The following is a 19,260-nucleotide window of genomic DNA, read 5'->3' on the forward strand; positions in this document are numbered from 1 at the left end:
TCAGCGACGCATGACCTTTTCGGAGGGGGTCAGCGCTTCGATGTAGGCCGGACGCGAGAAGATGCGCTCGGCGTACTTCTGGATGGGGGCGGCGTTCTTCGGCAGTTCGATGCCGTAGTGGTCCAGGCGCCACAGCAGCGGAGCCACGGCCACGTCCAGCATCGAGAACTCTTCGCCCAGCATGTACTTGTTCTTCAGCAGCATGGGGGCGAGCTGGGCCAGGCGGTCGCGGATGTTCTGGCGGGCGACGACCATCTTCTTGTCGTCGGGCTTGGCCGAGCGGTCTTCCAGCGCCGAGACGTGGACGAACAGCTCTTTCTCGAAGTTGTACAGGAACAGGCGGGTGCGCGCGCGCATGACCGGATCGGCCGGCATCAGTTGCGGGTGCGGGAAGCGCTCGTCGATGTATTCGTTGATGATGTTCGACTCGTACAGGACCAGATCGCGCTCGACCAGGATGGGCACCTGGCCGTACGGGTTCATGACCGAGATGTCCTCGGGCTTGTTGTACAGGTCGATGTCCCGGATCTCGAAATCCATGCCCTTTTCGAAAAGCACGAAGCGGCAGCGTTGCGAAAAGGGGCACGTGGTCCCGGAGTAGAGCACCATCATGGTGGTAAGTCCTTGTATGAAAAGCGAAAGGCCAGCGGCCTAGTCTAGCGGTCGCTGGCCCGGAATTCCAGGCGTGCGCTGGGGTTTTCCCCAGTCGATCCGGCGGCGCGAGCCCCGTGGGGGCGGCGCCGAATTGTGCCAAACCGGATGTTTTAGCAGATTTAGCGTACGTGTTTCCAGTAGGACGCGTTCAAACGCCACGCGATCACGAAGAAAACACCCAGGAAAAGCAGCACCCAGACCCCCAGTTCGCGGCGTTGCCGTTGGGCCGGTTCGGCCATCCAGGACATGAAACCGGTCAGGTCCGCCATGTCGCGGTCGTAGGCGGCCGCCTGGGCCGGATTGAGGGACTTGAAGCGGGTCTCGACGCTGGCGTGGCCGTGGAAATCGGCCACGGGCTCGGTCTTGGCGGTGGCGAAGCCCTGCGCATCGTACACGGTGGTGACGCGTTCCCAGGCGTGGGCGCCGTCCTTGCCCTCGGTCTGGTGCATGGCCACGGTGGTCAGCTCGCGCGGCCCCTGGCGTTCCCACAGCACGTGGGGCATGCCCACGTTGGGAAAGACCAGGTTGTTCCAGCCGCTGGCCTTGCTGCTGTCCCGGTAGAAGGTACGCAGGTAGGTGTAGATGTAGTCGGCGCCCGTGGGGCCGGCGTTGATCGACTTGGCGCGGGCGATGACCGACAGGTCGGGCGGCGTGGTGCCGAACCAGCGCTTGGCGTCGGCCGGCGTCATGGCGATGTGCATCAGGTCGCCGACCTTCTCGCCGGTGAACAGCAGGTTGGCCTTGATCTGTTCGTCGGTCAGCCCGATTTCCGCCAGCTTGTTGTAGCGCATGGAGTTCGCGCTATGGCAGTTCAGACAGTAGTTGACGAACAGCTTGGCGCCGTTCTGCAGGGCCGCCAGATCGTTGATGCGATCCGGCGCCTTTTCCAGGTGGTAGCCGCCCTCGGCGGCGTAGGGGGCGGTGCACGTCAGCATCAACGCGACGGCACCGATCAGCTTCTTGATCATGGTCGTTTCGTCCTGTCGTGGCTCAGTGGGCGTGGAAGGTGACGCGCGTGGGCACGGGTTTGAAAGTGCCGATGCGGCTCCACACGGGCATCAGGAAGAAGAAGCCCAGGTAGATCAGCGTGCCGGCCTGCGACATCAGGTTGAACACGTCGCTGGGCGGCTGCGTGCCCAGGTAGCCCATGATCAGGAAATTGACGATGAACACCCCGTAGAAGCACTTGTGCCACGTGGGGCGGTAGCGGATCGACTTGACCGGCGAGTGATCCAGCCACGGCAGGAAGAACAGGATGACGACCGCCCCCCCCATGGCCACCACGCCCCAGAACTTGGCGTCGATGCTGCGCAGCAGGACGGCGACCGCGATCAGCACGACCGGGAACACGATACGCCAGATGCCCTTCAGGCCGCCGCGCAGGAACAGCGCGATGGCCCCCAGTACCGCCGCGCCCGCCAGCACCCAGGTGAACTCGTCGGTGGTGGCGCGCAGCATCGAGTAGAAGGGCGTGAAGTACCAGACCGGCGCGATGTGCGGCGGAGTCTTCAGTGCGTCGGCGGGGATGAAGTTGTTGAACTCGAGGAAGTACCCGCCCATCTCGGGGGCGAAGAACACGATGGCGGCGAAGACGATGAGGAAGCCCGCCACGCCCATGATGTCGTGCACCGTGTAGAACGGGTGGAACGGGATGCCGTCGGCCGGGCGGCCGTACTTGTCCTTCGGGCCGTCCTTGATCTCGACGCCGTCGGGATTGTTGGAGCCGACTTCGTGCAGCGCCACCAGGTGGGCCGCCACCAGGCCGACCAGCACCAGCGGAATGGCGATGACGTGGAACGAGAAGAAGCGGTTGAGCGTGGCGTCGGACACCACGTAGTCGCCGCGGATCCAGATGGACAGCTCGGGCCCGATGAAGGGGATGGCCGAGAACAGGTTCACGATGACCTGCGCGCCCCAGAAGGACATCTGGCCCCAGGGCAGCAGGTAACCGAAGAACGCCTCGCCCATCAGGCACAGGAAGATCGCCACGCCGAAGATCCAGACCAGTTCGCGCGGCTTGCGATAGGAGCCATAGAACAGGCCGCGCAGCATGTGCAGGTAGACCACCACGAAGAACATGGAGGCGCCGGTGGAGTGCATGTAGCGCACCAGCCAGCCCCACGGCACTTCGCGCATGATGTACTCGACGGACTCGAAGGCGCGCGCCGCGTCCGGCTTGTAGTGCATCACCAGGAAGATGCCGGTGAGGATCTGGATGACCAGCACCAGCAGCGCCAGCGATCCGAAAAAGTACCAGAAGTTGAAATTCTTGGGCGCGTAGTACTCGGAAAGATGCGCCTTCCAGGTGGCGGTGACCGGAAAACGCCGGTCCATCCAACCCAGCAAACCTGTTGTCTCGACAATCTTATCGCCAGCCATGACGGCTCCTTTTTATACGTGGCGTACTGCGATGCTTTCGTTGGGGAACGATTGGGGCGGCGCCGTGCGCTACGCCTTGTTGTCTTCGTCCACGCCGACGATGATGCGGGTGTCGCTCATGTACTGATAAGGGGGGACTTCCAGATTGTCTGGAGCTGGCTTGTTGCGATAGACGCGCCCGGCCAGGTCGAAGGTCGATCCATGGCAGGGGCAGAGGAATCCGCCCTCCCAACTGCTGGGCATGCCGGCGCCGCCGCCGGTTTCGAAGTGGGGGGTGGGCGAACAGCCGAGGTGGGTGCAGATGCCCACGCAGACGAACAGCTCGGGCTTGCGCGAGCGGGTTTCGTTCTTGGCGTACTCGGGGGTGAAGCCGGGGCGGTCCGACTTGGGATCGGCCAGCAGGCTGTCCTGCGACGTGAGACCCTTGATCTGCTCTTCGGTGCGGCGGATGATCCACACCGGCTTGCCGCGCCATTCGACCGTGCGCATCTGGCCTGGCGCCAGATCCGCGATATCGACCTCGACCGGGGCGCCCGCCGCGCGCGCCCGCTCGGACGGGGCGAATGTGCTGACGAACGGTATTGCGACGGCGACGCCGGCGGCGCCGCCGGCCGCACAGGCGGTTGTTACCCAAAAGCGACGCGATGGGTCGGGCGGCAGCGTGGGATCCACTGCGCCGTTGTCATCGTGCACCAACGTGTCCTGACTCATTGTCTTCCCTTCCTCGTGGATGCGCCTGTTCTTCTACTCGGATCAGGCTTGCAGCAAACTTAGGTACTGGCACGTGTTACACCATAGCAACCGCATATTATATGTTTTGAGGGGTCGGTATCCAGCACAATGACGGTCGCCGGTGTCTTCACGGCAGGTACGGGCTTTGCTGGCCCAAGTTCCGGCAGTACCATTTCCAGGCACGTCATCTCCAGGAGCAGGCATGAGTTCGTCCAAAGGGTTTTTCCACGAGTTCCGCGAATTTGCCGTCAAAGGCAGTGTTGTCGACCTCGCGGTCGGCGTGATCATCGGCGCGGCGTTCGGCAAGATCGTCGATTCGATGGTGAAAGACATCATCATGCCGTTGGTGAACTACCTGGTCGGCGGTTCGGTCGACTTCACCAACAAATTCCTGGTGCTGTCCGCACCGGCGGGCTACACCGGCCCGCAGACCTACGCCGACCTGACCAAGGCGGGCGCCACCGTGCTGGCGTGGGGGAATTTCGTCACCATCCTGATCAACTTCATCCTGCTGGCCTTCGTGATCTTCCTGATGGTCCGCGGCATCAACGCCGCGCGCCGCCGCAATGAAGAAGCGCCGGCGCCGGCCCAGCCCGCGCCGCCGCCCGAGGACGTCGCGCTGCTGCGCGAGATCCGCGATCTGTTGAAGAAATAAAGGCTTGCGCGGCCGGCAGCCGCGTCAGACGGGATTGTCGATATCGACGAACTCGACGCGGATACCGAACTGCCGCGCCACGGCTTCGCCCAGGGCCTGCACGCCGTAGCGTTCGGTGGCGTGATGACCTGCTCCGATGAAGCCGGTGCCGGTTTCGCGCGCCAGGTGCACGGTGGGTTCCGAGGCTTCGCCGGTGATGTAGACGGTAGCGCCTGCATCGACGGCATCGGCCATCATGCCTTGCGCGCCGCCGGTGCACCACGCAATGCGGCCCAGCGGCTGTTGCGCATCGCCAACGGTCAGGGGGGCGCGGTTCAGGCGCTCGGCCACGCGAGCGGACAGGTCGCCCAGCGTGTTCAGCCCGGGCGCGCGGCCCAGCCAGATCAGGCCGTCGTGGCCACAGGTCATGGGCTGGTCGCCGGCCAGGTCGGGTTCCAGGCCCAGCACGCGGGCCAACTGCGCGTTGTTGCCCAGTTGCGGGTGGGCGTCCAGCGGCAGATGGTAGGCGAGCAGGTTCAGGCCGTGCGCCAGCGTCAGGGCCAGGCGGGTGCGGCGCGGGCCGCGCACGCGAGGGTCTTCGTTCTTCCAGAACCACCCGTGGTGCACCAGCACCGCGTCCGCATTGCGTTCGATCGCGACGCGTAACAGCGCCTCGGAGGCTGTGACGCCGGTGATAATGTGGCCTATGCGTTCGCGGCCCTCGACCTGCAGGCCGTTGGGGCAGTAGTCTTTGAAGCGCGCCGCCTGCAGCGTGCCGTCCAGCCAGGCGGCCAGCTCGCGGGTCTCGATCGTAGTCGTCATGTCGTTCCTGTGGGGATCATGCGCCGCCTTTGGCTGATATTCGCCCAGGCTGTCACCGTCAGTCTGGCCATTTTATTCGTCGTCACCACGCTGCGGCCCGACTGGGTACGGCTGGGTTCGTCGCCTGCCGCGCCCTCGCCGGTCGTGCCGGTGGCCGTTTCCACCCCGCCGCCGGTGATGCCGCCCAAGGTGTCCGCGCTGTCCTATGCGGATGCGGTGGCGCGCGCCACGCCGTGGGTGGTGAACGTCTACACCGCCAAGCACATCGACGTGCCGCTGATGCCGATGCCGGACGACCCGGTGCTGCGCCAGTTCTTCGGCCAGGTGCCTGGCATGAGCCGCCGCCAGGCGGCTTCGAGCCTGGGTTCGGGGGTGATCGTCAGTTCGGGCGGTTATGTGCTGACCAACTATCACGTGGTGGAAGCTGCCGACGCCATCGAAGTGGCGCTGTCCGATGGCCGCAAGGCCGCAGCCAAGGTGGTGGGCGCGGACCCGGATACCGACCTGGCGGTGCTCAAGGTCGGCGCCAATCTGGGCGAACTGCCCGTGGCCGAGATCGCCGAGAACGTGCCGCTGCGGGTGGGCGACGTGGTGCTGGCCATCGGCAACCCCTTCGGCGTGGGCCAGACCACCACGCAGGGCATCGTGTCGGCGCTGGGCCGCAACGGCCTGGGCATCAACACCTACGAGAATTTCATCCAGACCGACGCGGCCATCAACCCTGGCAACTCGGGCGGCGCGCTGATCGACGCGCAGGGCAATCTGGTGGGCATCAATACCGCGATCTATTCCGAGACGGGCGGGTCGCTGGGCATCGGTTTCGCCATTCCGATCGACGGCGCGCGGCGCGTGATGGACGAGATCATCCAGACCGGCGCGGTCAAGCGCGGCTGGCTGGGTGTCGAGCCGCAGGACATCACGCCGGACCTGGCCCGCGCATTCAACCTGCCGCGCGATACGCGCGGGGTGATCATCGCGGGCGTGCAGCGCAATGGACCCGCTGGCCGCAGCGGGTTGCGCGTGGGCGACATCGTACGCCGCATCGACGGCACGCAGGTGGCGGACACGACGACCATGCTGGCGATGATCGCCGCGTTGCCGCCGGGCGAGACCTCCACGCTGGACGTGCTGCGCGCCGGCAAGTCGGTGTCGGTGAAAGTGAAGGTGGGCACGCGGCCGACACGGCCGCGCTAAGGGGCCTCAGAGGCGCCTGGCGCGGTTTCTGGCATCGGGCCAGGGGGTTGCCCACACGCGGCCTGTTCCTGGGCGATCAGGCGCACCACCGCGACGATCTTCTTGCGTGCGTCCGTGGGCAGGCGCGCCATCAACACTTTGATCTCGTCGTCGTAGCCGTCCGTGGGCGGACGCGACGCGGGTGGCGGGCCGATGCCGATGTTGCCTTCGAGCCAGGCCGGCGTGATGTCCAGGGCTTCGGCCAGGCGCTGGATGGTGATGCGCGCCGGCATGTAGGTTTCATCGCATTTGAGAATGCGATGGATGGTGGGTTGGCCCACGCCGGAGATGCGTGCCAGTTGGGTCTGGCTTTTGATTCCGCGCCATCGCATCTGGGCGCGCAGGCGGTAAGCGAGCGACATCCGTGCAATGTACGGTTGCAGGTAGGGGGCGACAAGGGTGAATGAGTCCCAGATTTACATAGGACGTGGCGGCCTGTGCGGCGTTCTTCGTGCGATTCTCCAGACGACGATGGCGGCCCTATGGCCGCCATCGTGGTTTGAGCAAGGCGAGATCAGTTGCGTTCGCTGATCGCGTTGCTGCCGTCTTTCTCGTCGCTATCCGAGTCTCGTGGCGTGACCAGCCGGGCGCATAACAACCCCACCTCGAACAGGATGCACAGCGGTACGGCCAGCATGAACTGGCTGACCACGTCGGGCGGCGTGACCACCGCGGCAATGATGAAGGCGGCGACCACTACGTAGCCACGCATGGTGCGCAGCTTCTTCAGTTCGACGATGCCCATCTTGACCAGCAGCACGACGGCCACCGGCACCTCGAAGGTGATGCCGAACGCCATGAACATCGTCATGACGAAGCTGAGGTAGGCCTCGATGTCCGGCGCGGGCGTGATCGACTTCGGCGCGAAGGTCGCGATGAAATGGAACACCGTGCGGAACACGAAGAAATAGCAGAACATCATCCCCAGGATGAACAGCAGCGTGCTGGAGATGATCAGCGGCAGGGCCAGCTGTTTCTCGTGGCGGTACAGGCCGGGAGCGACGAAGGCCCAGGCTTGATACAGCACGATCGGCAGCGCGACGACGAAGGCCGCCATCATCGTGACCTTGATCGGCACCATGAACGGCGTGATGACGCCCGTGGCGATCATGGTGGTGCCTTGCGGCAGCGAAGCCAGCATGGGCTGGGCCAGCACGTCGTAGATGGCCGAGGCGCCGGGGTACAGGAACAGCACGATGAAGACCGCGAGCACGCTGCCGCCTGCGCGGATCAGCCGTGTGCGCAGTTCGACCAGATGGGAAATGAAGCTTTCCTCGGGCTGCTCTTGGTCTGCGTGGGGGGCGTGCTGGCTCACGTGGGGGTACCGGTAGGCGGTGCGGTCTTGGGCGCCGGCTCGGAAGCGGCGGGCGTTTGCGTGGGCGCTGCGGCCGTGATGACGGCTTCAGCGGCCGGCGCCGCCGCGACCGAGGGTGAAGGCACCGTCTCGGAAGCGGGAACGCTGGCCGGCGTGTCGGACGCGAGCGCTTCCTTCACTTCCTGGGCGGCGCTGGAGACCGAGGCCTTGGCTTCCTGAAGCGTGGCTGTTGCGGCTTGCTTGACCTCTTGCGAAGTGGTGCCGAGGTCGGCGCGGATGCTTTGCTCGGCGCTGCGCAGCGAATTCTCGGTGTCGCGCAGCGTGTTCTGCATGTCGCTGGCCGCCTCGTCCATGTTCTGCTTGAACTTGCGCAGTTCGTCGAGTTCGATTTCGCGCTGGATGTCGGACTTGACGTCGTTGACGTAGCGCTGGGCGCGGCCCAGCAGGTGACCAACGGTGCGCGCCACCTTGGGCAGGCGCTCGGGGCCGATCACCACCAGCGCGACCACGCCGATGATCAGCAGCTCGGTGAAGCTCACATCAAACATGCGGCAGCCGATTGAAAAAGAAAACGGGAACGGCCAGGCTCGGACGCCCGGCCGTCAGGAAGACAGGCCGCTGGAATCAGGAGCGCGTCTTTTCGCGGGCGTCGACGTCGATGGTGTCGTCGGCAACGCGGTTCTGGGCGACCTTCTCCTGAGTCGTGGGTTCGCTGGAGGCTTCCTTCATGCCGTCCTTGAAGCCCTTGACGGCGCCACCCAGGTCGCCACCGATGTTGCGCAGTTTCTTCGTGCCGAAGACCAGCGCGACGATGACCAAAACGATCAACCAATGCCAGATGCTAAAGCTGCCCATGGAAGTTCTCCGTGAATTAGGCGTTGACGGCCACGCGCCCGTGCCAGGGCCGCGGACCACCGATGATGTGGAAATGCAGATGGGGGACTTCCTGGCCGCCGTCCACGCCGGAATTGGCCACCAGCCGGAACCCGCCTTCGGGGCCTGGCTTGCAACCGTTTTCAGCTGCCAGCCGGGGGGCCAATGCGACCATTTTACCCAACCAGCCGGCGTCGTCGGGACCGACGTCCTGCAGGGAAACCCGGTGGCGGCGCGGAATCAACAGCAAGTGCACGGGCGCTGCGGGAGAAATGTCGTGGAAGGCGACGAAATCGTCGTCTTCGTAGACACGTTTCGCCGGGATCTCGCCACGCACGATCTTGCAGAAAATACAGGTGTCGCTCATCAAGTGACCGTTCAGTCGGCCGGACGCCGCGCTTTCTCTTCCAGGCCCGAAAGGCCTTCGCGGCGGGCCAGTTCGGCCAGTACGTCCTCGGGGCTCAGATTGTAGTAAGCGAGCATGACCACGCTGTGAAACCAGAGGTCGGCTGTCTCGTTAATGATACGGTCGGGCACGCCGTCCTTGGCGGCCATGACCAGTTCGGTCGCTTCTTCCCCGATTTTCTTCAGGAAGGAATCCGGCCCTTTTTTCAGCAGCTTGGCCACGTAGGACGTGGCCGGATCGCCGCCGCGGTCGGGATGGCGCGAGGCGACGGTTTCGGCCAGGCGCGCCAGGATGTCGGCGGAATTCAGGGCGTCGGTCATTTGTAGATCAGCTCGGGGTCTTTCAGGACGGGATCGACAGTGTTCCATTCGGCCTGGTCGGCCGTGCCTTCCAGGCGGCGGTAGAAGCAACTGGCGCGGCCGGTGTGGCAGGCGATGCCGCCGTCCTGGTGGACTTTCAGCAGCACCACGTCGCCGTCGCAGTCCAGGCGCAGCTCGTGCACGTGCTGCATGTGGCCGGACTCTTCGCCCTTGCGCCACAGGCGGTTACGCGAACGCGACCAGTACACGGCGCGGCCGGTGGCGGCGGTCTCGGCCAGGGATTCACGATTCATCCAGGCCACCATCAGGATCTGGCCGTTCTCGGCGTCCTGGGCGATGGCGGGAATCAGGCCCTTGTCGTCGAAGACGACTTCGGACATCCACGAGGGGTCGGTGGCGATGCTCATTGTTGATCCAGTCGGACAGTGATGCCGCGTTCGGCCATGAAGCGCTTGCACTCGCCCACGGTGTGCTGGCCGAAGTGGAAGATGCTGGCGGCCAGCACCGCGCTGGCGCGGCCGGTGGTGACGCCGTCGGCCAGGTGTTCCAGGCTGCCCACGCCGCCCGAGGCGATGACGGGCACCGGCACGGCGTCGGACACCGCGCGGGTGAGCGCCAGGTCGAAGCCGGACTTGGTGCCGTCGCGGTCCATGCTGGTCAGCAGGATTTCGCCGGCGCCGTAGGCAGCCATGCGGCGCGCCCAGGCCACGGCGTCCAGGCCGGTGGCCTTGCGGCCGCCATGCGTGAAGACTTCCCAGCGGGGCGGTTCGCCGTCGGCCACGGGCACCTGGCGGGCGTCGATGGCCACCACGATGCATTGCGACCCGTGGTAATCGGCCGCGGCGCGCACCAGTTCGGGGTTGGCCACGGCGGCGCTGTTGATGCTGATCTTGTCGGCGCCGGCATTGAGCAGGCGCTGCACGTCGGATACCTGGCGCACGCCGCCGCCCACCGTCAGCGGAATGAAGACCTGCGACGCGACCTGCTCGATGATGGGCAGGATCAGGTCGCGGCCATCGCTGGTGGCGGTGATGTCCAGGAACGTCAGCTCATCGGCGCCCTGCTCGTCGTAGCGCCGGGCGATCTCGACCGGATCGCCCGCGTCCAGCAGGTTGACGAAGTTGACGCCCTTGACCACGCGTCCCGCGGTGACGTCCAGGCAAGGAATGATGCGGCGCGTCAGCGCGTTGGATGTGCTCATTGCGTGAGTTCGTCGGCCCGGGCCTGCGCGGCCTGGAAGTCGAGCGTGCCTTCGTAGATGCTGCGGCCCAGGATGGCGCCTTCGACACCTTCGGACTCGACCGCGCACAGCGCCTCGATGTCCTGGATGCCGGCGATGCCGCCCGATGCGTAGACGGGGATGCGGACGTGCTGGGCCAGGCGGACCGTGGCTTCGACGTTGACGCCCGACAGCATGCCGTCGCGGCCGATGTCCGTGTAGATGATGGCTTCGCAGCCGTAGTCCTCGAACTTCTTGGCCAGGTCGAGCACGTCGTGGCGGGTGAGCTTGCTCCAGCCGTCGGTGGCGATCTTGCCGTCGCGTGCATCCAGGCCGACGATGATGTTGCCGGGGAACGCGCCGCAGGCGTCGTGCAGGAAGCCGGGGTTCTTGACCGCGGCGGTGCCGATGATGACGTACGAGATGCCGGCGTCGAGGTAGCGTTCGATGGTGTCGAGGTCGCGGATGCCGCCGCCGATCTGGACGGGGATTTCACCGTCGATGGCGTCGAGGATGGCCTTGATGGGCGCCTCGTTGGCAGGCTTGCCGGCAACGGCGCCGTTCAGGTCCACCAGATGCAGGCGCCGGGCACCGCGTTCGAGCCATTGGCTGGCCATGGCGGCGGGGTCTTCGGAGAACACCGTAGCATCGTCCAGGTCGCCCTGGCGGAGGCGCACGCAGCGCCCGTCTTTGAGATCGATGGCGGGGATCAGCAGCATGGTCGTGAATGTATGTGCGAGCTTGAAAAGCGGTTGAGAGGTCCTGACCGGGGCATTGCGACGCCGGTGTCCGGGCCGGTTCAGGGATTCCAGTCTACAAAATTGCGATACAGCCGCAAACCGTGCTCGGCGCTCTTCTCGGGGTGGAATTGCACCGCGAAAATGTTAGCGGCGGCCACGGCGCAGGTAAAGGCAAGGCCATAGTCGCTTTCGCCCACGGTCAGCGCCGGATCGGCCGGGGCTGCGTAATAACTGTGGACGAAGTAGAAGTGCGTCTGGTCGGGAATGCCGGACCACAGGGCATGAGAGCGCGTCTGGCGGACTTGGTTCCAGCCCATGTGCGGCACTTTCAGGTGCTCCTGCATGTCGGCGGGCGCGGCGCCCTCGCCTTCGCCGGTGACCGGCGCGGCGAATTGTTCGCCCGCGAAGCGGCGCACCGAGCCGGGAAATACCGACAGGCAGGGCGTGTCGCCTTCTTCGCTCAGGTCGAACAGCATCTGTTCACCCACGCACACGCCCAGCAGGGGCTTGTTGCGCGCGGCGCGCAGCACGGCCTCGCGCAGGCCGGACTGGTTCAGTGTGCGCATGCAGTCGGGCATGGCGCCCTGGCCGGGAAAGACCACACGGTCGGCCGCGTCGATGTCGCTGGCCTGGTTGCAGATGCGGATGTCGGCGTCGGGGGCGGCGAATTTCAGCGCGCGCGCGACGGAATGGAAGTTGCCCATTCCATAATCGACGATGGCGATAGTGCTCACGGGTTCGAGTGCGTACGTAGGAGGGAAAAGGGAGCCGCGCGGCGCACGGGTTACAGCACGCCCTTGGTGGACGGCACCACGCCGGCCATGCGCGGGTCGACCTCGGCGGCCATGCGCAGCGCGCGGCCGAAGGCCTTGAAGACGGTTTCGCACTGATGGTGTGCATTGAAGCCGCGCAGGTTGTCGATGTGCAGCGTCATCAGGGCGTGGTTGACCAGGCCCTGGAAGAATTCACGCGTGAGGTCGACGTCGAAGTTGCCGATGCGCGCGCGCGTGAAATCGATGTGATATTCCAGGCCGGGACGGCCGGAGAAGTCGATGACCACGCGCGACAGGGCTTCGTCCAGCGGCACATAGGCGTGGCCGTAGCGGCGCAGGCCCTTCTTGTCGCCGATCGCCTGGGCGATGGCCATGCCCAGCGTGATGCCGACGTCCTCGACGGTGTGGTGGTCGTCGATGTGCAGGTCGCCATCGCACTGGATGTCCATGTCGATGAGGCCATGGCGCGCGATCTGGTCGAGCATGTGGTCCAGGAAGGGCACGCCGGTGGCGATGGTCTGCTTGCCCGTGCCGTCCAGGTTGATCGCGACGCGGATGCGCGTCTCGTTGGTATTGCGGGTGATTTCTGCGGTACGCATGTCAGGGACTCAGGATGTCTTGCAGGGCGGCCAGCAAGGCCGCGTTCTCGTCGGGAGCGCCTACCGAGATGCGCAGGCATCCGTTGAGCAGCGGATGGGCCGACGAGAAGTTCTTTACCAGTATATTGCGCGTTTTCAGTTCGAGATGCACGGCGTTTGCGTCTTTCTTGCCGGAAAAGCGGGCAAGAAGGAAGTTTGCGGCACTGTCGTGCACCTGCACGCCGGGCAGCGCGGCCAGGGCGTCGGCCAGGGGCTGGCGGTCGGCGCGCAGGCGGGCGGCCTGCTCGTCCAGCAGCGCCTTGTGCGGCAGCACGGCGCGCAATGCGGCCTGCACCAGCACGCCCAGGTTGTAGGGCGGGCGCACCTTGTCGATTTGCGTGGTCCAGGCGGGATGGCCCGCCAGGTAACCGAAACGCAGCCCCGCCAGGCCGATCTTGGAGACCGTGCGCAGCACGACGGCATTGGGTAGCTCGGCGGCGCGGGGCATCCAGGTGCTGCCGGCGAACGGCTGGTAGGCCTCGTCCAGCACCACCAGGCCGGGCGCGGCGTCCAGGATGGCCTGCACGTCGGATTCGCGCCACAGGCCGCCGGTGGGATTGTTGGGCAGCGCCAGGAACACCACCTTGGGGCGGTGCTCGGCGATGGCGGCCAGCATGGCGGGCAGATCGAGCTGCAGCCCGGCCGTCAACGGCACGCCGACGAAACGGGCGTGCGACAGGCGCGTTGCGATGTCGAAATACACGAACGAGGGCCAGGGCGACAGCACGACGTCGCCAGGTTCGCAGCACGACTGGATGACCAGGTGGATCAGCTCGTCGGAGCCGTTGCCGAACAGCAGGCCGGCTGCTTCGGGCACGCCGAAGGCCTGGCGCACCTGCTGCGCCAGCGCGGACAGGTCGCCTTCGGGATAGCGGTTCAGCGGCGCGGCAGCGACGGCCGCGGCCACTTCGGCGCGCACGGCCTCGGGCAGCGTGTAGGGGGATTCCATCGCGTCGAGCTTGATGAAGCCCGTGGCGTCGGGAACCGGATAGGCCTGCTGGGCGCGGACGCCGGCGCGTATCGTGTCGGCGATACGGCCGGAAACCGGATCGGAGGTCATGCCTTGTCGAGCCGGTATTGTGCGCTGGCGGCGTGCGCCTGCAGGCCTTCGCCCAGCGCGAGTTCGGCCGCGATCTTGCCCAGCGTCTGCGCGCCCTGGTGCGACACCTGGATCAGGCTGGAGCGCTTCTGGAAGTCGTACACGCCCAGCGGCGACGAGAAGCGCGCGGTGCGCGAGGTGGGCAGCACGTGGTTGGGACCGGCGCAGTAGTCGCCCAGCGATTCGGAGCTGTAGCGGCCCATGAAGATGGCGCCGGCGTGGCGGATCCTGGCCGTCCAGATTTCGGGCTGTTCGGTGGAGATTTCCAGGTGCTCGGGTGCGATGTCGTTGGCGATGGCACAGGCTTCGTCCAGGTCGCGCACCAGGATGAGCGCGCCGCGGTTGGCCAGGCTGGCGCGCAGGATGTCCACGCGCGGCATGGTGGGCAACAGGCGGGCGATGGCGGCCTCGACCTCTTCGAGGAAGGCGGCGTCGGGGCACAGCAGGATGGACTGGGCCAGTTCGTCGTGCTCGGCTTGCGAGAACAGGTCCATGGCGATCCAGTCGGCGGGCGTCTTGCCGTCGCAGATGACCAGGATTTCGCTGGGACCGGCGATCATGTCGATGCCGACCACGCCGAACACGCGGCGCTTGGCGGCGGCGACGTAGGCGTTGCCCGGGCCGACGATCTTGTCCACGGTGGGCACGGTGGCGGTGCCGTAGGCCAGGGCGCCGACGGCCTGCGCGCCGCCGATGGCGAAGGCGCGGTCGACGCCGCTGATGGCAGCCGCGGCCAGGACGATGGGGTTGCGCACGCCGTCGGGCGTGGGCGTGACCATGATCACTTCGGGCACGCCGGCGACCTTGGCCGGAATGGCGTTCATCAGCACCGAGGACGGATACGCCGCCTTGCCGCCGGGCACGTACAGGCCCACGCGGTCGAGAGGGGTGATCTGCTGGCCCAGCAGGGTGCCGTCGGCTTCGGTGTAGGTCCAGGTTTCGCCGCGCTGGCGCTCGTGGTAGGCGCGCACGCGGTCGGCGGCGGCTTCCAGCGCGTTGCGCTGGGCCGCGGGCAGCGAGGCCAGGGCCGCCTGCCACTCGGATTTGGGGATTTCCAGGGCTTCTACCGAATCGGCCGGCACGCGGTCGAATCGATGGGTGTACTCGAGCAGCGCGGCGTCGCCGCGCGTGCGCACGTCGGCCAGGATGCCGGCGGCGGCACGGTCGATGGACTCGTCCTCGCCGGCTTCGAAGGCCAGCAGCTTGGACAGTGCGGATGCGAACCGAGGGTCGCGGGAGTCGAGACGATTGATCAAAGCCATGGCGTCATGGTAAAGCAAACAGGCCCCGGACCATCCGGGGACTAGGTATGCGACTGTGGAAACTACGACTGCGGATAGTACGACTGCGGGAACTACTTAGATGCGCAAGCCCGCGCCAGGCGCGAGGCCTCATCCAGCCAACGACGGGATCACCAGGATTCGTCGCCAGCCGCGAAGGATTTTCAAGCGTTGCGCGAAGATGCCCGTTCGAAGGCGTCCAGCAGCGGCTGCAGCCGCTCGCCGCGCGTCTTCAGCGAAGCCTGGTTGACGATCAGGCGCGACGAGATCGGCATGATGTCTTCCACGGCCACCAGGTCGTTGGCGCGCAGCGTGCCGCCGGTGGAAACCAGGTCGACGATGCAGTCGGCCAGGCCGACCAGCGGCGCCAGCTCCATCGAGCCATACAGCTTGATGATGTCGGCGTACACACCCTTGCTGGCGAAGTGCTCGCGCGCCGCACGCACGTATTTGGTCGCCACGCGCAGGCGGGCGCCTTGCCGCACGGCGGCCTGGTAGTCGAAACCGTTGCGCACGGCCACGCACAGGCGGCAGCGGGCGATGTCCAGGTCGATCGGCTGGTACAGGCGGCCGGGCTGCTGGTCGGCATGCTCGATCAGCACGTCCTTGCCGGCGATGCCCAGGTCGGCCGCGCCGTACTGCACGTATGTCGGCACGTCGGTGGCGCGCACGATGATCAGGCGCAGGCCGGGATCGCTGGTGGGCAGGATCAGCTTGCGCGAGCTTTCGGGATTCTCGGGCACGTCGATGCCGGCTTCGGCCAGCAGCGGCAGGGTTTCCTCGAAGATGCGACCCTTGGAAAGCGCCAGGGTCAGGGGCGAGCCGGGTGCCATCATGCTTTTTCCTTCCCGTCCAGGCGTTCGATCGTCGCGCCCAGGGCGCGCAGTTTGACTTCCATGCGGTCGTAGCCGCGGTCCAGGTGGTAGACCCGGTCGACCACGGTATCGCCCTCGGCGGCCAGGCCGGCGATGACCAGGCTGGCCGATGCGCGCAGGTCGGTGGCCATGACGGACGCACCCGACAGGCGCTTGACGCCGCGCACCACGGCGGTGTGGCCGTCGATGTCGATGTCCGCGCCCATGCGGGCCAGTTCCTGCACGTGCATGAAGCGGTTCTCGAAGATGTTCTCGACGATGACCGCGGTGCCTTCGGCCACGGTGTCCAGCGCCATCAGCTGCGCCTGCATGTCGGTGGCGAAACCGGGGTACTCGTGGGTGCGGAAGCCCACGGCGCGCGGGCGGCCCGTCATCTTGCCGCGGATCCAGTCGTCGCCGATTTCCAGTTGCACGCCGGCCTCGGTCAGCTTGTCCAGCGTGGCGCCCATGGTGTCGGGGGCGACGTTGCGCAGCATGATGTCGCCGCCGGTGGCGCCCACCGCGCACAGGAAGGTGCCGGCCTCGATGCGGTCGGGAATGACGCTGTGTTCGGCGCCATGCAGGCTGTCGACGCCGTCGATCACGATGCGGTCGGTCCCGTGGCCCTGGATCCGGGCGCCCATCTTGATCAGCAGCTCGGCCAGGTCGACGACCTCGGGTTCGCGCGCGGCGTTCTCGAGCACGGTGCGGCCTTCGGCCAGCACGGCGGCCATCAGCAGGTTCTCGGTGCCGGTGACGGTGACCATGTCGGTGCGGATGGAAGCGCCCTTCAGGCGCTTGGCGCGCGCCACGATGAAGCCGTGCTCGATGCTGATCTCGGCCCCCAGCGCGGCCATGCCCTTGATGTGCTGGTCGACCGGACGCTGGCCGATGCCGCAGCCGCCCGGCAGACTGACGCGGGCTTCGCCGAAGCGCGCCAGCAGCGGCCCCAGCACCAGCACCGAGGCGCGCATGGTCTTGACCAGTTCATAAGGCGCTTCGACCTTCTCGACCTTGTCGGCCTGCACCACCGCGCCGCCGTTGTCGTCGCGCTCGGCGCGCACGCCCATCAGGCGCAGCAGCTTCAGGGTGGTGTGGATGTCGTTCAGGCGCGGCACGTTGTGCAACTGCACCGCGTCGGCCGTCAGCAGGCCCGCGCACAGGATCGGCAGCGCCGCGTTCTTGGCGCCGGAGATGGCGATCTCGCCGTGCAGCGGATTGCCGCCGGTAATGCGTAGCTTGTCCATCAGGCGCCTGCCTTGGCGTATTCGCCGGGAGTAAGGGTGCGCATCGACAGCGCGTGGATCTCGGCCTTCATGCGGTCGCCCAGCGCCGCGTAGACCAGTTGGTGGCGCGCGATCAGGCGCTTGCCTTCGAAGGACGCGCTGACGATCACCGCATCGAAATGCTGGCCGTCGCCCTGCACGTCGAGATGCTCACAGGGCAGGCCCTGGGCGATGTAGTCGCGCACCTGTTGCGGGGTGGGAAGCATGCGATCAATTCCTGAGTTTGTAGCCGCTGGCCAACAGGCGCAGCGCGTACAGCGACAGCGCCGCGAACACCGCCGCCACGACCGCCAGGCTGTGCCAGGGCGAGACGTCGGAGACGGAGAAGAAGCCGTAGCGGAAGCCGTCGATGGTGTAGAAGATGGGGTTCCAGTGCGATACCGCCTGCCAGAACGGCGGCAGCGTATGGATGGAGTAGAACACGCCGGACAGGAAGGTGGCCGGCATGATCAGGAAGTTCTGGAAGGCGGCCAGCTGGTCGAATTTCTCGGACCACAGGCCTGCCACCAGGCCCAGTACGCCCATGATGCCGCACGCCATCACCGCGAACACCAATACCCACAGCGGATGTGCCGGCACCAGGCGCACGAAGCACAGCGCCACCAGCCACACGCACAGGCCCACCGCCAGGCCGCGCGCCACGGCGGCCAGCATGTAGGCCGCGAAGATCTCGCGGTGCGACAGCGGCGGCAGCAGCACGAACACCAGGTTGCCGGTGATGCGGCTCTGGATGAGCGACGAGGACGGGTTGGCGAAGGCGTTCTGCAGCATGCTCATCATCATCAGCCCGGGAATGAGGAAGGCCGTGTACGGCACGGTGCCGTAGACCACCACGCGGTCTTCGAGCACGTGGGCGAACACCAGCAGGTACAGCAGCGCGGTGATGACGGGCGCCAGGATAGTCTGGAAGCTGACCTTCCAGAAGCGCAGCAATTCCTTGCGCAGCAGGGTCGGGAAGCCCGAGCCGGCGTCCAGCTTGGGCTGGACCAGGGGTTGGGACGGAGCGGTCACGTCGTGAGTCCTTCGGTTTTCAGGGCCGTGACCGGATCGTCCTGGTGCATGATGCGCACGAACGCGTCTTCCAGGTCGACCCCGCCGACGCGGGCCAGCAGGGCCTGCGTGGTGTCCAGGGCGACGATGCGGCCGCCCTTGAGCATGGCGATGCGGTTGCACAGCGCCTCGGCTTCTTCGAGGTAGTGCGTGGTCAGCATGATGGTGTGGCCGGCGCGGTTCAGGCGCGAGATGAACTCCCACAGCGTGCGGCGCAGGTCGACGTCGACCCCGGCGGTGGGCTCGTCCAGCACGATCACCGGCGGGCGGTGCACCAGGGCCTGCGCCACCAGCACGCGCCGCTTCATGCCGCCGGACAGGGCGCGCATGTTGGTGTCGGCCTTGTCGGCCAGGCCCAGGTTATGCAGGATCTCGTCGATCCAGTCGTCGTTGCGGCGCAGGCCGAAATAGCCGGACTGGATGCGCAGCGTTTCGCGCACGGTGAAAAAGGGGTCGTACACCAATTCTTGCGGCACCACGCCCAGCGAGCGGCGCGCCGACTTGTAGTCGGTGATGACGTCGTAGCCGCAGACGCTGGCCTTGCCCTGCGTGGCGTGCGCCAGGCCGGCCAGGATGGAGATCATGGTGGTCTTGCCCGCGCCGTTGGGGCCGAGCAGGCCGAAGAACTCGCCGTGCTCGACCTGCAGGCTGACGTCGTTCAAGGCTTGGAAGTCTTTGCCCGTGGGGCGGCGGCCCAGCAGTTTTTTCCACCCGGGCTGGCGCGCGGCGTAGATCTTGGAGACGTGTTCGAGGCTGACGGCGGACATAAGGCGGGAGGGGGCCCGGAGGGGACAACCTGCCGAAGGGCAGGCCGAACGGGCCGACCATTATATAAGGCGCCGCCTGACGGTTCGCGCATGCTCGCCCTGCGAAGGTGCAAGACCGTCACGCGAGGCCTCTTTTGCCGCCGGGCCGCCCCAAGGCAAAAGCGCCCCCTTGGGGGGCAGCAAGCC

The 19,260-nt window shown here is 66.4% G+C and carries 25 protein-coding genes; 2 read left to right on the forward strand and 23 right to left on the reverse strand.

Translation table 11 applies throughout. From position 1 onward, the window contains the following. From A7W11_RS02350 to petA, 4 genes are all read right to left on the reverse strand, one after another. A complete protein-coding gene (locus A7W11_RS02350; protein ID WP_066124305.1) occupies positions 1-612 on the reverse strand; it encodes a glutathione S-transferase N-terminal domain-containing protein in 612 nt (203 codons plus the stop codon). 161 nt (positions 613-773) lie between these two features. Beyond that, entirely contained in the window at positions 774-1,622 is an 849-nt protein-coding gene (locus tag A7W11_RS02355) for a cytochrome c1 (RefSeq protein WP_066407277.1), read from the reverse strand. A 22-nt stretch (positions 1,623-1,644) separates the two neighbouring features. Further along, entirely contained in the window at positions 1,645-3,033 is a 1,389-nt protein-coding gene (locus A7W11_RS02360) for a cytochrome b (RefSeq protein WP_066407279.1), read from the reverse strand. 69 nt (positions 3,034-3,102) lie between these two features. Then, positions 3,103-3,744, reverse strand: a complete 642-nt coding sequence (gene petA, locus A7W11_RS02365) for a ubiquinol-cytochrome c reductase iron-sulfur subunit (protein ID WP_066407281.1) — start codon at positions 3,742-3,744, stop codon at positions 3,103-3,105. Positions 3,745-3,967: 223 nt separating this feature from the next. Between petA and mscL the strand changes: the two genes are divergently transcribed. Continuing rightward, entirely contained in the window at positions 3,968-4,420 is a 453-nt protein-coding gene (mscL, locus tag A7W11_RS02370) for a large conductance mechanosensitive channel protein MscL (RefSeq protein ID WP_066407284.1), read from the forward strand. Positions 4,421-4,444: 24 nt separating this feature from the next. Here mscL and A7W11_RS02375 read toward each other — a convergent pair whose 3' ends face one another. Next, positions 4,445-5,221 (reverse strand): Nif3-like dinuclear metal center hexameric protein, encoded by a 777-nt coding sequence (locus tag A7W11_RS02375; protein WP_066407286.1) that lies wholly within the window; start codon positions 5,219-5,221, stop codon positions 4,445-4,447. Positions 5,222-5,239: 18 nt separating this feature from the next. Between A7W11_RS02375 and A7W11_RS02380 the strand changes: the two genes are divergently transcribed. Next, positions 5,240-6,415, forward strand: coding sequence for a trypsin-like peptidase domain-containing protein (locus A7W11_RS02380; RefSeq protein ID WP_066407288.1), 1,176 nt, complete (start codon positions 5,240-5,242; stop codon positions 6,413-6,415). Here A7W11_RS02380 and A7W11_RS02385 read toward each other — a convergent pair. The 18 genes from A7W11_RS02385 to A7W11_RS02470 all read right to left on the reverse strand — a co-directional run bounded on the left by A7W11_RS02385 (position 6,412) and on the right by A7W11_RS02470 (position 19,074). Further along, the gene (locus tag A7W11_RS02385; protein ID WP_066407290.1) at positions 6,412-6,816 is read right to left on the reverse strand and encodes a helix-turn-helix domain-containing protein; all 405 of its coding nucleotides are present in this window, start codon (positions 6,814-6,816) and stop codon (positions 6,412-6,414) included. The two genes, A7W11_RS02380 and A7W11_RS02385, sit on opposite strands and share 4 nt — an antisense overlap. A 152-nt stretch (positions 6,817-6,968) precedes the next feature. Then, on the reverse strand, positions 6,969-7,769 hold the full coding sequence (gene tatC / locus A7W11_RS02390) for a twin-arginine translocase subunit TatC (protein WP_066407293.1): 801 nt from the start codon (positions 7,767-7,769) through the stop codon (positions 6,969-6,971). Continuing rightward, complete coding sequence (gene tatB / locus A7W11_RS02395) at positions 7,766-8,317, reverse strand: Sec-independent protein translocase protein TatB (protein WP_066407296.1); 552 nt, start codon at positions 8,315-8,317, stop codon at positions 7,766-7,768. Before tatB ends, tatC begins: the two co-directional genes overlap by 4 nt. A 76-nt stretch (positions 8,318-8,393) precedes the next feature. After that, a complete protein-coding gene (gene tatA, locus A7W11_RS02400; protein WP_066407300.1) occupies positions 8,394-8,624 on the reverse strand; it encodes a Sec-independent protein translocase subunit TatA in 231 nt (76 codons plus the stop codon). A gap of 16 nt (positions 8,625-8,640) precedes the next feature. After that, positions 8,641-9,009, reverse strand: a complete 369-nt coding sequence (locus A7W11_RS02405) for a histidine triad nucleotide-binding protein (RefSeq protein ID WP_066407303.1) — start codon at positions 9,007-9,009, stop codon at positions 8,641-8,643. A gap of 11 nt (positions 9,010-9,020) precedes the next feature. Further along, positions 9,021-9,368, reverse strand: coding sequence for a phosphoribosyl-ATP diphosphatase (locus A7W11_RS02410; RefSeq protein WP_066124278.1), 348 nt, complete (start codon positions 9,366-9,368; stop codon positions 9,021-9,023). After that, entirely contained in the window at positions 9,365-9,769 is a 405-nt protein-coding gene (gene hisI, locus A7W11_RS02415; RefSeq protein ID WP_066407398.1) for a phosphoribosyl-AMP cyclohydrolase, read from the reverse strand. The genes A7W11_RS02410 and hisI overlap by 4 nt, the downstream gene beginning before the upstream one ends. A 2-nt stretch (positions 9,770-9,771) precedes the next feature. Then, positions 9,772-10,569 (reverse strand): imidazole glycerol phosphate synthase subunit HisF, encoded by a 798-nt coding sequence (hisF, locus tag A7W11_RS02420; protein ID WP_066407306.1) that lies wholly within the window; start codon positions 10,567-10,569, stop codon positions 9,772-9,774. Next, the gene (hisA, locus tag A7W11_RS02425; protein WP_066407309.1) at positions 10,566-11,306 is read right to left on the reverse strand and encodes a 1-(5-phosphoribosyl)-5-[(5-phosphoribosylamino)methylideneamino]imidazole-4-carboxamide isomerase; all 741 of its coding nucleotides are present in this window, start codon (positions 11,304-11,306) and stop codon (positions 10,566-10,568) included. The genes hisF and hisA overlap by 4 nt, the downstream gene beginning before the upstream one ends. An 80-nt stretch (positions 11,307-11,386) precedes the next feature. Then, positions 11,387-12,061, reverse strand: coding sequence for an imidazole glycerol phosphate synthase subunit HisH (gene hisH, locus A7W11_RS02430; protein ID WP_066407313.1), 675 nt, complete (start codon positions 12,059-12,061; stop codon positions 11,387-11,389). A 50-nt stretch (positions 12,062-12,111) separates the two neighbouring features. Continuing rightward, positions 12,112-12,699 carry an imidazoleglycerol-phosphate dehydratase HisB gene (hisB, locus tag A7W11_RS02435; RefSeq protein WP_066407316.1) on the reverse strand — a complete coding sequence of 196 codons (588 nt, stop codon included), beginning with the start codon at positions 12,697-12,699 and terminating at the stop codon, positions 12,112-12,114. 1 nt (position 12,700) lies between these two features. Next, a complete protein-coding gene (gene hisC, locus A7W11_RS02440; RefSeq protein WP_066407321.1) occupies positions 12,701-13,798 on the reverse strand; it encodes a histidinol-phosphate transaminase in 1,098 nt (365 codons plus the stop codon). Continuing rightward, positions 13,795-15,099, reverse strand: coding sequence for a histidinol dehydrogenase (gene hisD / locus A7W11_RS02445; RefSeq protein WP_066407323.1), 1,305 nt, complete (start codon positions 15,097-15,099; stop codon positions 13,795-13,797). Before hisD ends, hisC begins: the two co-directional genes overlap by 4 nt. A 182-nt stretch (positions 15,100-15,281) precedes the next feature. Beyond that, on the reverse strand, positions 15,282-15,953 hold the full coding sequence (gene hisG, locus A7W11_RS02450; protein ID WP_066407326.1) for an ATP phosphoribosyltransferase: 672 nt from the start codon (positions 15,951-15,953) through the stop codon (positions 15,282-15,284). After that, positions 15,950-17,218: a UDP-N-acetylglucosamine 1-carboxyvinyltransferase gene (gene murA / locus A7W11_RS02455; RefSeq protein ID WP_066407328.1), complete on the reverse strand. Its 1,269-nt coding sequence runs from the start codon at positions 17,216-17,218 to the stop codon at positions 15,950-15,952. Before murA ends, hisG begins: the two co-directional genes overlap by 4 nt. Continuing rightward, positions 17,218-17,463, reverse strand: a complete 246-nt coding sequence (locus A7W11_RS02460; protein WP_066124259.1) for a BolA family protein — start codon at positions 17,461-17,463, stop codon at positions 17,218-17,220. The genes murA and A7W11_RS02460 overlap by 1 nt, the downstream gene beginning before the upstream one ends. Positions 17,464-17,467: 4 nt before the next feature. After that, a complete protein-coding gene (locus A7W11_RS02465) occupies positions 17,468-18,268 on the reverse strand; it encodes an ABC transporter permease (protein WP_066407329.1) in 801 nt (266 codons plus the stop codon). Beyond that, on the reverse strand, positions 18,265-19,074 hold the full coding sequence (locus A7W11_RS02470) for an ABC transporter ATP-binding protein (RefSeq protein ID WP_066407332.1): 810 nt from the start codon (positions 19,072-19,074) through the stop codon (positions 18,265-18,267). Before A7W11_RS02470 ends, A7W11_RS02465 begins: the two co-directional genes overlap by 4 nt. Positions 19,075-19,260 lie beyond the last annotated feature (186 nt).

It is taken from the genome of Bordetella ansorpii (assembly GCF_900078315.1).
GTDB lineage: Bacteria > Pseudomonadota > Gammaproteobacteria > Burkholderiales > Burkholderiaceae_B > Bordetella > Bordetella ansorpii.